Source organism: Parabacteroides sp. APC149_11_2_Y6, from assembly GCF_054506995.1.
Map to the genome: position 1 here is coordinate 3,547,984 of NZ_CP173709.1, position 14,135 is coordinate 3,562,118.

Here is a 14,135-nt window from a genome sequence, read left to right on the forward strand (position 1 = left end):
AATGGTAAGCAAGCACATCGTTTTGGTTACCGGAGGACAACGTTCCGGTAAAAGCGGATATGCACAACGCCTGGCTCTGTCGCTTGCCTCTAATCCGGTCTATCTGGCGACTTCACGGGTCTGGGACGATGAATTCCGGCAACGTGTCCTTCGCCATCAGGCAGATCGCGGACCGGAATGGACGAATATTGAAGAAGAAAAACAGCTAAGCCGTCATGATTTGAACGGACGGGTAGTTGTAATTGATTGCGTAACACTGTGGGGAACCAATTTCTTTTTCGATAACGACAGCAATGTCGAACGTTCTTTAAATGAACTGAAAAACGAATTCAATAAACTGGCGGAACAGGATGCATACCTGATTTTCGTAACAAATGAAATCGGACTCGGAGGGGTTTCTCCGGATACGGTACAACGTAAATTCACGGATTTACAAGGATGGCTTAACCAATATATTGCTTCAAAAGCAGACGAAGTCGTCCTGATGGTCAGTGGTATTCCTATGAAAGTCAAATAACATAATATCATGATTACTTTTAATATTCAAAAGCCTGATACAACAATCGCAACGGCTCTACAAGACAAAATTGAAAATCTCACCAAACCCAAAGGTTCCCTGGGCGTATTAGAGGAACTCGCCCTGCAAATCGGCCTGATCCAACAAACATTATCACCTGCGCTCCATCATCCATTCAATGTTATTTATGCATCCGACCATGGCATCGCCGACGAAGGTGTCAGCAAATCGCCTAAAGAAGTTACCCGCCAGGTAATTCATAATTTTTTAAATGGCGGTGCCGGCGTCTGCTTTCTTGCACGCCAGCATGGTGTGGAAATAAAAATCGTAGATGGAGGGGTCGATTTCGATTTTCCTCCCATTCCGCAATTAATCGATAGGAAAATACGGAAAGGAACACGCAACTACCTTCACGAAGCCGCCATGACACAAGAGGAAATGGAACTGGCTCTCCGTTACGGTGCGGATATTGTTACAGACTGTTATAATGAGGGATGCAATGTTATCAGCTTCGGAGAAATGGGTATAGGCAATACGGCGACTTCCAGCATGTGGATGACCTGCCTGACCGGGGTCCCCCTGATTGAATGTGTCGGTGCCGGAAGCGGATTGGACAACGAAGGTATCAGACACAAATATAATGTCCTGAAAAAGGCTTTGGAGAATTATAAGGGAGATAACAGCACGCTCGATATCATACGTTATTTCGGAGGATATGAGATGGTTATGGCAGTAGGCGGTATGCTTCGTGCCGCCGAACTGAAAATGATTATTCTGGTAGACGGTTTTATTATGACAAATTGTGTACTTGCCGCCTCCAAATTATATCCGGAAATGTTACCTTACTGCATATTCGGACATTGTGGCGATGAAGCCGGTCATAAACGCATACTGGATTATCTTCAGGCAAAACCGCTTTTGAATCTCGGATTACGTTTGGGTGAAGGCTCCGGTTCCGTTTGTGCCTATCCGATTGTAGAATCCGCCGTTCGGATGATTAATGAAATGCATAGTTTCCGTCAGGCTGCTATTACCAAATATTTCTAAATTTCCAGGGATTTCATTTTAAATATTCAACAATCAATCATCAATTACACGTATGCTGCGTATCCTTGCCGCCTTCATATTCTTTACCCGGTTACCCTTCTGGCGGGTGGCCGAAGTTCCTGCCGAATATTTCAAGAATATTGTCAGTCATTGGGCTTTGGCTGGTTGGTTGACAGCCGGGTTATCTGTGCTTGTTCTATATGCCAGTTCATTAATTCTGCCCGTTGGGGTAGCGGTACTGTTGGCTATTATTACCCGGTTGCTGGTAACCGGATGCCTGCATGAAGACGGGCTTGCCGATTTCTTCGACGGTTTCGGAGGAGGTACTTCCCGCGAACGTATTCTTGCCATTATGAAGGATTCACATATCGGCAGCTACGGAGTAATCGGATTGATACTCTATTTCGGACTTCTATATACATTACTGAGCAGTTTGCCTGTAGCAATAGCAGGCAGTGCCATACTGGCTGGCGATCCTTTTTCCAAAGGGGTTGCCGGAATGATTATCAACCGCCTCCCTTATGCACGCAAAGAGGAAGAAGCCAAGAACAAAACGGTCTACAGCCGGATGACGGCAGGTGAATATACATTTTGTCTTTTCTCCGCTCTCATCCCCCTTCTTTGGCTTCCCAAACCGGTCTATTTCCTGGCAGCTTTATTACCTGTAATTGTTTTTTACATTCTCACCAGCCTGATGAAAAACAAAATACAAGGTTATACGGGCGATTGCTGCGGAGCTACATTTCTACTCTGCGAATTGAGCTTTTACCTGGGAATTACTGTTATTTATACAACAATGATATAAACAATATAATATGGAAATCTATCTGGTCAGACACACATCTGTTGACGTCCCGGCTGGTTATGCCTACGGGCAAACAGACGTCCCCGTCCGTTCATCCTTTGAAGATGAGGCGAAAGTCGTAAAAGAGAATCTATCCGGTCAGACATTCGACAAGGTCTGGAGTAGTCCGCTTACACGTTGTCTCCGTTTAGCCACCTATTGCGGTTATCCGGATGCAGAAAGAGAAGACCGCATCAAAGAAATCAGCTTTGGAGAGTGGGAAATGAAATCATGGGAAGAACTATCATCCGATCCCCGTTCCAAAGAATGGTTCAACGATTGGGTTAATGTACCCGCACCTTCCGGTGAATCTTTGCAGGAACAATATAACCGGGTAAGTTCTTTCTTAGAAGAAGTAAGAAATAGCGGATTAGAAAAGGTATGCCTTTTCGCTCATGGCGGAGTTTTAACCTGCGCCCGCGTCTATGCCGGCGAATACGACCTGAAAGAAGCATTCAAAAATGTTCCCTCCTATGGAGCCGTAATAAAATTAGAATTCGACTAATTATATATTTATACTCGAAGAACCAGGTTTACGGATAACGCGGATAGGGCAGATAAGAACGGATTTTTAAATTAAAAAATTAATTCTTATCCGTCTTCATCCGACCAATCCGCGTACCTCGTTCTTCGTTCTGTGCCCATATCGCCACATACGAAAAAAGGAGTCAGCCTTTCGACTAACTCCTTTTCCTCTCTAAGCTTTCGCTTATTTAAGACGGCGGCTACCTACTCTCCCACTTTTACGCAGTACCATCGGCGTGGTTGGGCTTAACTTCTCTGTTCGGAATGGGAAGAGGTGGATCCCCAACGCTATAACCACCTTAATATCGTTTATTAAGATTTTGACTGGACAACTCCATATTTTGGAGTAACTCTTCGAGCCATATGGCTTTCGCCATCTGCTGATATATCAATCCTTTATGTATAAGAAAGTCTCGGGCTATTAGTACTACTCGGCTTCGACATTACTGCCCTTACACCTGTAGCCTATCAACGTTGTAGTCTACAACGACCCTTGAGGGAGATCTTATCTTGAGGCTGGCTTCGTACTTAGATGCTTTCAGCACTTATCCAATCCAGACTTAGATACCCGGCGGTGCACCTGGCGGTACAACCGGTAAACCAGTGGTCTGTCCAACACGGTCCTCTCGTACTAGTGTCAGAACCCCTCAAATCTCCTACGCCCACGATAGATAGAGACCGAACTGTCTCACGACGTTCTGAACCCAGCTCGCGTGCCACTTTAATGGGCGAACAGCCCAACCCTTGGGACCTTCTCCAGCCCCAGGATGTGACGAGCCGACATCGAGGTGCCAAACCATTCCGTCGATATGAGCTCTTGGGAATGATCAGCCTGTTATCCCCGGAGTACCTTTTATCCTTTGAGCGATGGCCCTTCCATGCGGAACCACCGGATCACTATGCTCTAGTTTCCTACCTGATCGACTTGTTTGTCTCCCAGTCAAGCACCCTTATGCCATTACACTCTGCGACCGGTTACCAATCGGTCTGAGGGTACCTTTAGAAGCCTCCGTTACTCTTTTGGAGGCGACCACCCCAGTCAAACTACCCACCATACAGTGTCCCCGCATGCCGCGGGTTAGAACTCAAACAATCAAAGGGCCGTATTTCAACGACGGCTCCACAAATACTGGCGTACCTGCTTCATGGCCTCCGGCCTATCCTACACATCAAGTGCCCAAATTCAATGTAAAGCTATAGTAAAGGTTCACGGGGTCTTTTCGTCCCATCGCGGGTAATCGGCATCTTCACCGATACTACAATTTCACCGAGCTCACGGTTGAGACAGTGTCCAGATCATTACACCATTCGTGCAGGTCGGAACTTACCCGACAAGGAATTTCGCTACCTTAGGACCGTTATAGTTACGGCCGCCGTTTACTGGGGCTTCAATTCAATGCGTCTCTTGCGATGACATCTCCTCTTAACCTTCCAGCACCGGGCAGGTGTCAGGCTGTATACTTCATATTTCTATTTCGCACAGCCATGTGTTTTTGTTAAACAGTTGCCTGGACCTATTCTCTGCGCCCACCTGTTACAGTGGGACCCTTTATCCCGAAGTTACAGGGTCAATTTGCCTAGTTCCTTAACCGTGAATCACTCGAGCGCCTCAGTATTTTCAACCCAACTACGTGTGTCCGTTTGTGGTACGGGTACTACAATGATATGCTTAGCGGATTTTCTAGGGAGCCTGTTTACATCCATTTTGCCTTGTGCAAGCACTCGGCATACTGTCAGGTTCGACTCTGGGTGCGGATTTGCCTACACCCATCGACGTCTACACCCTTTAACCACCTATTCCGTCAGATGGCAGGATTGTCACTTCTCCGTCTCCACATCGCTCACTGTACTAGTAAGGGAATATTAACCCTTTCTTCCATCGGAATCGCCGTTCGGCTTATCCTTAGGCCCCGACTTACCCTGATCCGATTAACGTTGATCAGGAAACCTTAGTCTTTCGGCGAGGGGGTTTCTCACCCCCTTTATCGTTACTTATACCTACATTTGCTTTTCCAGTTACTCCAGCAAGGGTTATCCCTCACCTTCGACGCCACTGGAATGCTCCCCTACCATCTCTTACGAGATCCATAGCTTCGGTAAACGGTTTATGCCCGAGTATTATCCACGCCGGACTCCTCGACTAGTGAGCTGTTACGCACTCTTTAAATGAATGGCTGCTTCCAAGCCAACATCCTAGCTGTCTCTGCAGTCTGACTTCGTTAGTTCAACTTAACCGTTATTTGGGGACCTTAGCTGATGGTCTGGATTCTTCTCCTCTCGGACGCGGACCTTAGCACCCGCGCCCTCACTCCTTATCAATATATAGCACGCATTCGGAGTTTATCTGGACTTGATAGGCGGTGAAGCCCTCGCATCCAATCAGTCGCTCTACCTCATGCTATACTAAATAAAGGCTGCACCTAAATGCATTTCGGGGAGTACGAGCTATCTCCAAGTTTGATTAGCCTTTCACCCCTACCCTCAGTTCATCCGAAAGCTTTTCAACGCTTACCGGTTCGGTCCTCCAGTTGGTGTTACCCAACCTTCAACCTGACCAAGGGTAGATCACTTGGTTTCGCGTCTACTCCCTCCGACTATGCCGCCCTGTTAAGACTCGCTTTCGCTTCGGCTCCGTACCTGAAATACTTAACCTTGCCGGAGAAAGTAACTCGTAGGTTCATTATGCAAAAGGCACGCCGTCACCACTTAAAATGGCTCCGACCGCTTGTAGGCAGACGGGTTCAGGGTCTATTTCACTCCTCTGTTCGAGGTTCTTTTCACCTTTCCCTCACGGTACTGGTTCGCTATCGGTCTCTCGGGAGTATTTAGCCTTACGGGATGGGCCCCGCTGTTTCACACAGGATTTCTCGTGTCCCGCGCTACTCAGGATACCACTAGGCTGCGTCAGGGAGTCGTGTACCGGGCTGTCACCGTTTGTTGCCGTCCTTTCCAGAACGTTCCACTTCCCTGATTTCTTGCCACGTCGTGGTCCTACTACCCCGTTGTTGCCTAAACAACAACGGTTTGGGCTGTTCCGCGTTCGCTCGCCACTACTTGCGGAATCACTGTTGTTTTCTTCTCCTATGGGTACTTAGATGTTTCAGTTCCCCACGTTTGCCTTCCTTACGGAATGGTTGGCCTTCTACCAACCGGGTTGCCCCATTCGGAAATCCTCGGATCAAGGGTTATTTGCACCTACCCGAAGCTTATCGCAGCTTATCACGTCCTTCTTCGCCTCCGAGAGCCAAGGCATCCACCGTCTGCCCTTGCTTACTTTCTTTATACACGGCACCACTTAGTGCCGGATTGATATATCTTCAGCTTGCTCTGTTTTGTTACTTTTTTTTTGAAGTTGTCCAATACGTCAAAGATCTTATTCAGGTGACAGTTGACAAGTGACAGTTGACAATTAAGCAACTATGTTGTCCTATATCCCTTTTTCTGTGGAGAATAACGGATTCGAACCGTTGACCCTCTGCGTGCAAGGCAGATGCTCTAGCCAGCTGAGCTAATCCCCCAAGGTTCAGGTGACAGTTGAAATGTGACAATGGACTGTTTTTGTCCCACACTCTGACTGTAAACCGGATTTGAGTTTTTCTTTATTGTTAACTGTCAACTTTCAATTGTCAACTGTCAACTTTTAAGAAGTAGTCCCAGGCAGAGTTGAACTGCCGACCTCTACATTATCAGTGTAGCGCTCTAACCAACTGAGCTATAGGACTGTCAACTTTTCTAGCCCGGGATTGTCATCCCAGCTTCTTGTTTTCTCTCTCTTCTTTTGTCGAGATCTATATATGAATACATATTCAACCGTAGTACAAGAACATACTGTCTTGTTTATGAGACCACCATAGTCATATCTCTGTGCTCCAGAAAGGAGGTGTTCCAGCCGCACCTTCCGGTACGGCTACCTTGTTACGACTTAGCCCCAGTCACCAGTTTTACCCTAGGCCGATCCTTGCGGTTACGGACTTCAGGTACCCCCGGCTCCCATGGCTTGACGGGCGGTGTGTACAAGGCCCGGGAACGTATTCACCGCGCCATGGCTGATGCGCGATTACTAGCGAATCCAGCTTCACGAAGTCGGGTTGCAGACTTCGATCCGAACTGAGATGGGGTTTGGAGATTGGCATCCTGTCACCAGGTAGCTGCCCTTTGTCCCCACCATTGTAACACGTGTGTCGCCCCGGATGTAAGGGCCGTGCTGATTTGACGTCATCCCCACCTTCCTCACAGCTTACGCTGGCAGTCTCACCAGAGTCCTCAGCTTCACCTGTTAGTAACTAGTGATAAGGGTTGCGCTCGTTATGGCACTTAAGCCGACACCTCACGGCACGAGCTGACGACAACCATGCAGCACCTCGCAAATGGCTATTGCTAGAAAGAATGTTTCCACTCCGGTCCATATGCGTTCAAACCCGGGTAAGGTTCCTCGCGTATCATCGAATTAAACCACATGTTCCTCCGCTTGTGCGGGCCCCCGTCAATTCCTTTGAGTTTCACCGTTGCCGGCGTACTCCCCAGGTGGATTACTTAACGCTTTCGCTGTAGAGCTTACATTGTATCGCAAACTCCTAGTAATCATCGTTTACTGCGTGGACTACCAGGGTATCTAATCCTGTTTGATCCCCACGCTTTCGTGCTTCAGTGTCAGTTATGGTTTAGTAAGCTGCCTTCGCAATCGGAGTTCTGCGTGATATCTATGCATTTCACCGCTACACCACGCATTCCGCCTACCTCAAACACACTCAAGTAATCCAGTTTCAACGGCAATTTTATGGTTGAGCCACAAACTTTCACCGCTGACTTAAATTACGACCTACGCACCCTTTAAACCCAATAAATCCGGATAACGCTCGCATCCTCCGTATTACCGCGGCTGCTGGCACGGAGTTAGCCGATGCTTATTCATACGGTACATACAAAACAGGACACGTCCCGCATTTTATTCCCATATAAAAGAAGTTTACAATCCATAGAACCTTCATCCTTCACGCGACTTGGCTGGTTCAGGCTCGCGCCCATTGACCAATATTCCTCACTGCTGCCTCCCGTAGGAGTTTGGTCCGTGTCTCAGTACCAATGTGGGGGACCTTCCTCTCAGAACCCCTATCCATCGTCGGTTTGGTGGGCCGTTACCCCGCCAACTGCCTAATGGAACGCATGCCTATCTATCAGCGATGAATCTTTAACAAATATTCCCATGCGGGACCCCTGTTTTATGGGGTATTAATCCGACTTTCGCCGGGCTATCCCCCTCTGATAGGTAAGTTGCATACGCGTTACTCACCCGTGCGCCGGTCGCCACCCGGTATTGCTACCTGTGCTGCCCCTCGACTTGCATGTGTTAAGCCTGTCGCTAGCGTTCATCCTGAGCCAGGATCAAACTCTTCGTTGTTAATTTTGTTTGTCTTGCCCAGAATATAACTATCCTTTTTATCGTAGTCTCTTTTCCTTGACGGTATGTTCGTATTTCTACGTTTTCTTGTACTACTTTAGTTGATATGTAAATCTTTCAAAGAACTTGTTTCGCTACTCGTTATTTTTGCGAACGTGGATGCAAAGATAAGGACTTTTATTTTATACTTCCAAATGTTTTAGGAAGTTTTTTTCTAAAAGTTTTTTCATCATGTTCAACCGCCGTTCTCTCTCGAATGCGGGTGCAAAAGTAGTGCTGTAGAACATATCTTCCAAATATTTCCACAACTTTTTTTCATCTTTTTTTTAACACAACAAACGGTTATTAATGGTACACGTACGCGATAGTTCCGACTCATACGTTTTTACTGTTTCTTTCCTTTTTCTTCTCCCTGAATTCTTATTTGCGCCACCAATTCCAGAAAATCCTGCAAAAGTTCGGCTTCGGGGATGTTTGACAGATACTGTTTTAATGTTCCCAGCACATACGGATAATCAAAGATTAAAAGGAGCAGACTTGCCAAATGTGCATACGAGATACGTCCGCGCCGGTCTGCACTCTCCAAGACATGCAACACAGGTATTAATAGTCCCGGGTTATGCAGGGAATAACGGAACTTGCCTAATACGGAACGGGACACCAGATAATCGACATAGCAGGCACGGTTGTGCCTCAGGTAAAGATAAACGAACTTACGGTATTTACGAGGAAGTTCTTCATAATGCCCGAAAGCAAGGCTGCACAGTTCGTTCAAGCGTCTTTCACGCGTTCCGGCACTCATCGACGAAAGTTTCTTTTCAAAAAGGGAGACATCGGGGTCTTTGCCCCCGAACAGGTTCTCCAAACGTTTCAATTTTTTTTTCCATGTTTATTGTAGCGCAGGCAATTTGGCACCTGCGCCACAAAAGGCCGGCTCTGATAGTATACAAAACCGGCCCTCCTTCCCCATCCACAGGGAAAAAGGGCCGGCATTTTTAGAAATAAATAGAATGTTTACAACCGGATATATTAATTCAGTGTCAACCTTTTCTTGATTTCTTCCCGGTTTGCATCGTCTTTGTGCTTGCCGCTGCCCAGCCAGTCATAACTGTTGGCTGACATCAAATCTGCCGTCCAAAAGATCTGGTACCATTTGGGAGTAACATGTTCCGCACCGAAGATATGCCCTATCTCGTGCGCCATCGTAAACTTGTTCCATGCATTGGTGGCGGATATGCCATAGGCTTTCAGGTCGTTGTTCACATTATAGTCACCCACATAAGCCCTGCCTAAAACATTATCATTCCAGCCTCCCCAACGGCACAAGATAAAAATACCGTCTGTATTCCTGTATTGGCTGTTGTTCACCCAGGTACGGAAATCATCTATCGCCTTGTTACTATTGCTTGACCCTCTAAAATCACAGTTCCGGATATTTACATTGAACTTTACATTCCCCTGTACATCCTTTAACGCGCTGATTGCATCATTTACCTGCCAGTTCATTTCGTGGGTGACCGGGTTGCTTCCCTTCTCACGGAGCAAATAAATGTCGACAGTGGGTATTTTAGGAACAGGGGCGGGTGCACCTTTGAAAGCCCGCTTCACCTTATTGAACAGGTTGGAGAAAAATCCGCGGGTAGCTACAGCCGGCTGGTATTGGAGTTCCCTTTCGGGTAACTCGTACACGTTCCCGGCTTTCATTTCCTCCCGTATGCCGCTAAGATCCAGGCGGAGGGAGTTGTTGTCCGCACTACGCGTCATCAGGGATTCGCCGCCACGGGTGGCAGGGGCTACCTGCTCATACAAGCCGGCCACCTCCGCCTGCTGCCTGCCGTCTGCATAAGAGAGGTAGGCCAGGAGCTTGCTGTCCGCCGTAAGCCGCACCGCAACATATTCGGGCGAAACGGTCAGTTCCACCGAATCGGTGGGGTCCGAGGAATTAAATACCAGCAGATCCGCCTGGTCGGGGTCAATGTCGTCCGAAGCCACCAGTTCCAAGACGGTGCGGGTAAAGTCGCCGTCCGTAAAGGTCACGTCCTTTAGCGAGGTTTGTTCGGAGAGGAGGGTCATCACTCCCTCATAATCCAGGGCACGGAGGTCGATACGGACCGGTTCCGCCGCCTGTTCCGGCTTATTCGGGACAAGCCGGTCGTCCTTGCTGCAGGACGAGAGCGCAAGCAGGATGCCTGCCGCCAGCAATACTTTTTTCATAATAAAATACTTTCTGCCAATTAATAAATTTATAGAAAATATCCCTGCCGGGAATCTATTCCTCGTTCAACCGGGCAAGCAATCCCTTGCCCGGTTTGAATTTCACGCTGAGGCGCGGAGGTATTATATATGCCTTACCGTTTTTCGGATTACGTCCCACGCGTCTCGCCTGTTTCCAAAGCGAGTAGGTACCGAACCCTTTCATCACGAGGCGCTCTTCTTTCCTGAGCACTTCCTCCAGTTCGGCATTGAACGTATCCAGAAAATAGATTACCTCCGGATAAGGCAAAGACATACGTTCAGCCATTCGTTTTGCCAATTCTCTTTTGTTCATATCGTGTTGCATTTATAGGAGGCTGTGTCAAAAAAGCTATTACTGAACACAGATGACGCAGAACACGCAGATTCTTTATAAAAAACTATTGTCAGCGTAAATCTGCGCCCTGTCTGCGTAGTCTGCGTTCCCTAATATAGACTTTTGACACATCCCCGTATGAAAGCAGGATGTCTATTTGATTGTTTCCGTCGCCGTGCCGCCATCTGCCCATGCCGCAACGGAGGCTGTCGCACTTATAGTCGTATTCTTGAATTTGAGTGTGACGATGCAATATTTGCCCTGCGTATCTCCTGTGGTCAACAGTTTAACCGGGACTTCGACACCGACCGTTGCATTCTCCGTCTTCACCAGCAGGGTGAAGTCATTCATTCCCGCAGCTGTAACAGGCGCAATTATCGAATAGGCTACCGCAGCCGCCGGGTCAGGAATCGGGGTGGAGGCAAAAGCGTCATCGGTAAAGACAAACGGATCGGCGGGAGTGGTACCCGTCGTCGGAAAGTTTTTTCCCGACATCTTATAGAAACCGACGGCGTAAGTCGCATCCAAAGAGAAAGCCGTGGCGGTAGCTGCCGTTGCATCCTTTAGCGTGACCGTTACCTTATTCTTCCGTTTTTCGGCGGCTCCCTGCACCTTGACAAGTTCGATACTTGTAATAGCTCCCCAGGCTTTCTGTACGTCTGCAGCCGTTACGTCCGCTTCCGTCACTACTTCCGCCTTTACAATAAGGTTTGTCAACAGGTGTTTGAAGGCCAACACCGGATACGTCGGCGTTTCCTGCTGCGCCTGAGTCTTTTTCGTTTCCACCTGCTGGGCAGCCATCACATCCGTCTTGCCGTCGAACTTATACGTCATGGTCGATTCATCCGCGCCTTGCGTCCATCCCGCTCCATCAGGATGCAGTCCGCAAAGAAAAACAGACGAATTGTCCACCGGATAGTATTGTTTCCCGCCCCACAACGGCGTGTTGGTTTCGTTTGCCTTGAAGGTCATCGACTTCTGCTCGATTACAGAGCCTGCCGCAAAGCCTCCGGCTGTTTTTGTCATCAGCACATTTGCCGTCAACGGGTTGGCCCCGGTGATGTCGCCAATAAACGGCGTCTTCGTGTTCGCTTCCAGCGGGTTGACAGCCGAATTCAGGCGGATTTCAACCATATCTTCTTTTCCGGGGGTTACAGGAGCATCCGGAATTTCGTCCCGTGAACAGCTTGCCAGAGAAGCGGCAAGCATGCACATAAACAATAGACTTTTTTTCATAAACTTATTCTGTTAATTTTATTTATTATTCGATATAGCCGGTTCCTGCGCCGCCTTCCAGCCACTCTTCCACGCTGGCGCCCAATTGGATCAGGGTATTGCCCGACACGCTGAGTGTAATCACATAATGCTTGCCTGCTTCAAATGCGGTGTCGCCCACCGGCTTGATATCGGTGTTTTTTGTTACGGTACCGCCACCTGTGCCGGCAGCTTTCAGCGTCACGCCAAACGAAGTTTTTCCCGGTTCCAGCATCAGCACCTTGTCCAGTGCAACCGGGACAGACTGCTCTAATGTGATGCTTTGGTCCTTGCAGACATCCAACGCCGCTTCGGTATTCCAACTGCTCATCTCGCCTGTTTCCATATCCATCGTGGCTTTTGTATTGGCGGTGACGCTAAGGTCCGTAACCGCACCGTAAGTCGAGTTGAATTTGCCGTCATTATCCGTCAGTACGAAAGTGAACTGCGTCAGTTTATGCCTGAATGCCAGCATCGAAGCCGGTTGCGTGCGCGAACCGATTACCGGTGTAGCCCACATCACGTCTTCATCGCCCGTCAGGGTGAATCCCAGTTTCTCACTCACTCCGGCGCCGGCAGGGGTGGTCACCGTAGCGGCGGCTACCGGATAATAAGCAAAGAAGCGGACGTTATTCTTCGCTTCGCCCTTCGGATAGAAGTAGTTATCCGGATTGGCCCAGCTCATGATGCCTTGTGCATTGATAGCCGTGGTTTTGACGTTCTGCATTTTGGGAGCGGCTGTCCAGTCTGCCAGGGTAGAGGCCACGGCATCCGTATTGGCAGTCTGTACGCCGTAGACCCCCACATTCGCCCCGTCGGCCGAGAGGGCTGCCAGGTTGTTTACCACCCCGCGGGTCAGCGAACCGCCGCCTCCCGAGGCTACGCCGAGGGTAATCCTACCTTCCGTAGAGGCTACAGGATTTTCATTATCCTGTGAACAGGAGGCCAGCAGTGCCAGCCCCACCATCATCATTCCGATTTTTGTTTTCATTTTTTTATGAATTTAGTAAGTTATAAAATATAGTAAGTTGTCAATCCTGTAAACCGGCGGTTGGAGTATAATAGATGATTCCGCCGCCTGTTCCCGTCGTCCAGCTTTCTACCGCAGCAGATAAAGAGACGGACGTTAGTTTCACCCTGATTTCGATGGCCGGCGTCTCCAGGACAAGGCCCTCGCCGCCTGCCTTGAAGATGTCTGTCAGGACACGCGTCAGGTCCACATCCGCCTGCTGCCTCCAACCGTCGGCGCCTTTCAGTGTGAGGCGGAGGGTGCTGCGGTAGGCCGTGCCGCCCTCCGGGTCCAGCAGGCCAAGGAGGGAGACCTCCACCGTGGTTGCTGTCGGGGTGACAGGTGCGGAAAAGGCCGTAGCCACCCGCGGGGCAGCCTCCTTTGCCGCCTCTGTCGCTTCGCCTGTCGAAAGGAGCAGGGAGGGATACACCCCGTTGAAATACCCTTCCAAGGCTTCCACTCCTTCTATATCATCCAGTTTGAAGGACAGTTTGAGGGTCCGCGTCAGTTGCTTCATGCCTGCCTGAACCTCCACCGGGTCCAAACGGGGCACCTCCAACTCTTGCGGACTTGTGCCTGCATAAAGTACCGACGGTTGTTTTACAAAAGTCATCCCGCCCGCACGGGTCTTAGCAGCTGTGGGAACAGCCTCCGCCGCGGCCGTATCATAGCTTTCCATGCCGGTAAAGGAGATGTTTGCGGTTCCGGTATTGTATGCCAGCAGCCGGTAACTGCCCGGCGGAAGCGTTGTTTCGCATCCCCCGCCGGTTCCCTCTATTTCCGTAGCTCCGCCACCGGCTGTGGGATAGAAACAGTATTCCATCCCCGAAGCCGGAGTCAGGCTACCCCAGTCCGGATGTACGGAAACACCTACCTTGTCAGGGGCAGGGGTAAGTTCCACCTGCGTGCAGGAGAAAAAGGAAACACAACCCAACAGCAGCAATAAATTTTCTCGTTTCATTCTTGTGTTCT

The 14,135-nt window shown here is 49.1% G+C and carries 10 protein-coding genes, 2 tRNA genes and 3 rRNA genes; 4 read left to right on the forward strand and 11 right to left on the reverse strand.

The window, feature by feature from the left end; all coding sequences use genetic code 11:
• Position 1 precedes the first annotated feature (1 nt).
• Genes ACGE0T_RS14695 through cobC form a run of 4 tightly spaced genes read left to right on the forward strand, consistent with a single transcriptional unit; the run spans position 2 to position 2,913 of the window.
• Entirely contained in the window at positions 2–517 is a 516-nt protein-coding gene (locus tag ACGE0T_RS14695) for a bifunctional adenosylcobinamide kinase/adenosylcobinamide-phosphate guanylyltransferase (RefSeq protein ID WP_459187375.1), read from the forward strand.
• Positions 518–526: 9 nt separating this feature from the next.
• Positions 527–1,564 carry a nicotinate-nucleotide--dimethylbenzimidazole phosphoribosyltransferase gene (gene cobT, locus ACGE0T_RS14700; RefSeq protein WP_459187376.1) on the forward strand — a complete coding sequence of 346 codons (1,038 nt, stop codon included), beginning with the start codon at positions 527–529 and terminating at the stop codon, positions 1,562–1,564.
• Between the two features lie 52 nt (positions 1,565–1,616).
• Positions 1,617–2,369, forward strand: a complete 753-nt coding sequence (locus ACGE0T_RS14705) for an adenosylcobinamide-GDP ribazoletransferase (RefSeq protein ID WP_459187377.1) — start codon at positions 1,617–1,619, stop codon at positions 2,367–2,369.
• Between the two features lie 10 nt (positions 2,370–2,379).
• On the forward strand, positions 2,380–2,913 hold the full coding sequence (gene cobC, locus ACGE0T_RS14710) for an alpha-ribazole phosphatase (protein ID WP_459187378.1): 534 nt from the start codon (positions 2,380–2,382) through the stop codon (positions 2,911–2,913).
• A 211-nt stretch (positions 2,914–3,124) separates the two neighbouring features.
• On the opposite strand, the gene rrf is transcribed toward cobC, so the two are convergent.
• From rrf to ACGE0T_RS14765, 11 genes are all read right to left on the reverse strand, one after another.
• A 5S ribosomal RNA gene (rrf, locus tag ACGE0T_RS14715) occupies positions 3,125–3,235 on the reverse strand.
• Between the two features lie 100 nt (positions 3,236–3,335).
• Positions 3,336–6,213 (reverse strand): 23S ribosomal RNA (locus ACGE0T_RS14720).
• A gap of 164 nt (positions 6,214–6,377) precedes the next feature.
• Positions 6,378–6,451 (reverse strand) — tRNA-Ala (locus ACGE0T_RS14725).
• A gap of 130 nt (positions 6,452–6,581) precedes the next feature.
• A tRNA-Ile gene (locus tag ACGE0T_RS14730) sits at positions 6,582–6,655 on the reverse strand.
• A 151-nt stretch (positions 6,656–6,806) separates the two neighbouring features.
• Positions 6,807–8,331, reverse strand: a 16S ribosomal RNA gene (locus ACGE0T_RS14735).
• Together the 16S, 23S and 5S rRNA genes with 2 tRNA genes alongside form the textbook arrangement of a ribosomal RNA operon.
• A 385-nt stretch (positions 8,332–8,716) precedes the next feature.
• Positions 8,717–9,205 (reverse strand): hypothetical protein, encoded by a 489-nt coding sequence (locus tag ACGE0T_RS14740; RefSeq protein ID WP_459187379.1) that lies wholly within the window; start codon positions 9,203–9,205, stop codon positions 8,717–8,719.
• Between the two features lie 155 nt (positions 9,206–9,360).
• On the reverse strand, positions 9,361–10,545 hold the full coding sequence (locus ACGE0T_RS14745; protein WP_459187380.1) for a M12 family metallo-peptidase: 1,185 nt from the start codon (positions 10,543–10,545) through the stop codon (positions 9,361–9,363).
• 55 nt (positions 10,546–10,600) lie between these two features.
• Positions 10,601–10,879 carry an HU family DNA-binding protein gene (locus ACGE0T_RS14750; protein ID WP_459187381.1) on the reverse strand — a complete coding sequence of 93 codons (279 nt, stop codon included), beginning with the start codon at positions 10,877–10,879 and terminating at the stop codon, positions 10,601–10,603.
• 174 nt (positions 10,880–11,053) lie between these two features.
• On the reverse strand, positions 11,054–12,136 hold the full coding sequence (locus tag ACGE0T_RS14755; protein WP_459187382.1) for a hypothetical protein: 1,083 nt from the start codon (positions 12,134–12,136) through the stop codon (positions 11,054–11,056).
• A 25-nt stretch (positions 12,137–12,161) separates the two neighbouring features.
• Entirely contained in the window at positions 12,162–13,145 is a 984-nt protein-coding gene (locus ACGE0T_RS14760; RefSeq protein ID WP_459187383.1) for a fimbrillin family protein, read from the reverse strand.
• 40 nt (positions 13,146–13,185) lie between these two features.
• Positions 13,186–14,124, reverse strand: a complete 939-nt coding sequence (locus tag ACGE0T_RS14765; protein WP_459187384.1) for a DUF5119 domain-containing protein — start codon at positions 14,122–14,124, stop codon at positions 13,186–13,188.
• Between the last annotated feature and the right edge of the window lie 11 nt (positions 14,125–14,135).

Bases quoted from the DNA above. Each gene is read 5' to 3' on its own strand.
- ACGE0T_RS14695 (WP_459187375.1), top strand. From the start codon at position 2: ATGGTAAGCAAGCACATCGTTTTGGTTACCGGAGGACAACGTTCCGGT.
- cobT (WP_459187376.1), top strand. From the start codon at position 527: ATGATTACTTTTAATATTCAAAAGCCTGATACAACAATCGCAACGGCT.
- ACGE0T_RS14705 (WP_459187377.1), top strand. From the start codon at position 1,617: ATGCTGCGTATCCTTGCCGCCTTCATATTCTTTACCCGGTTACCCTTC.
- cobC (WP_459187378.1), top strand. From the start codon at position 2,380: ATGGAAATCTATCTGGTCAGACACACATCTGTTGACGTCCCGGCTGGT.
- ACGE0T_RS14745 (WP_459187380.1), bottom strand. From the start codon at position 10,545: ATGAAAAAAGTATTGCTGGCGGCAGGCATCCTGCTTGCGCTCTCGTCC.
- ACGE0T_RS14750 (WP_459187381.1), bottom strand. From the start codon at position 10,879: ATGAACAAAAGAGAATTGGCAAAACGAATGGCTGAACGTATGTCTTTG.
- ACGE0T_RS14755 (WP_459187382.1), bottom strand. From the start codon at position 12,136: ATGAAAAAAAGTCTATTGTTTATGTGCATGCTTGCCGCTTCTCTGGCA.
- ACGE0T_RS14760 (WP_459187383.1), bottom strand. From the start codon at position 13,145: ATGAAAACAAAAATCGGAATGATGATGGTGGGGCTGGCACTGCTGGCC.
- ACGE0T_RS14765 (WP_459187384.1), bottom strand. From the start codon at position 14,124: ATGAAACGAGAAAATTTATTGCTGCTGTTGGGTTGTGTTTCCTTTTTC.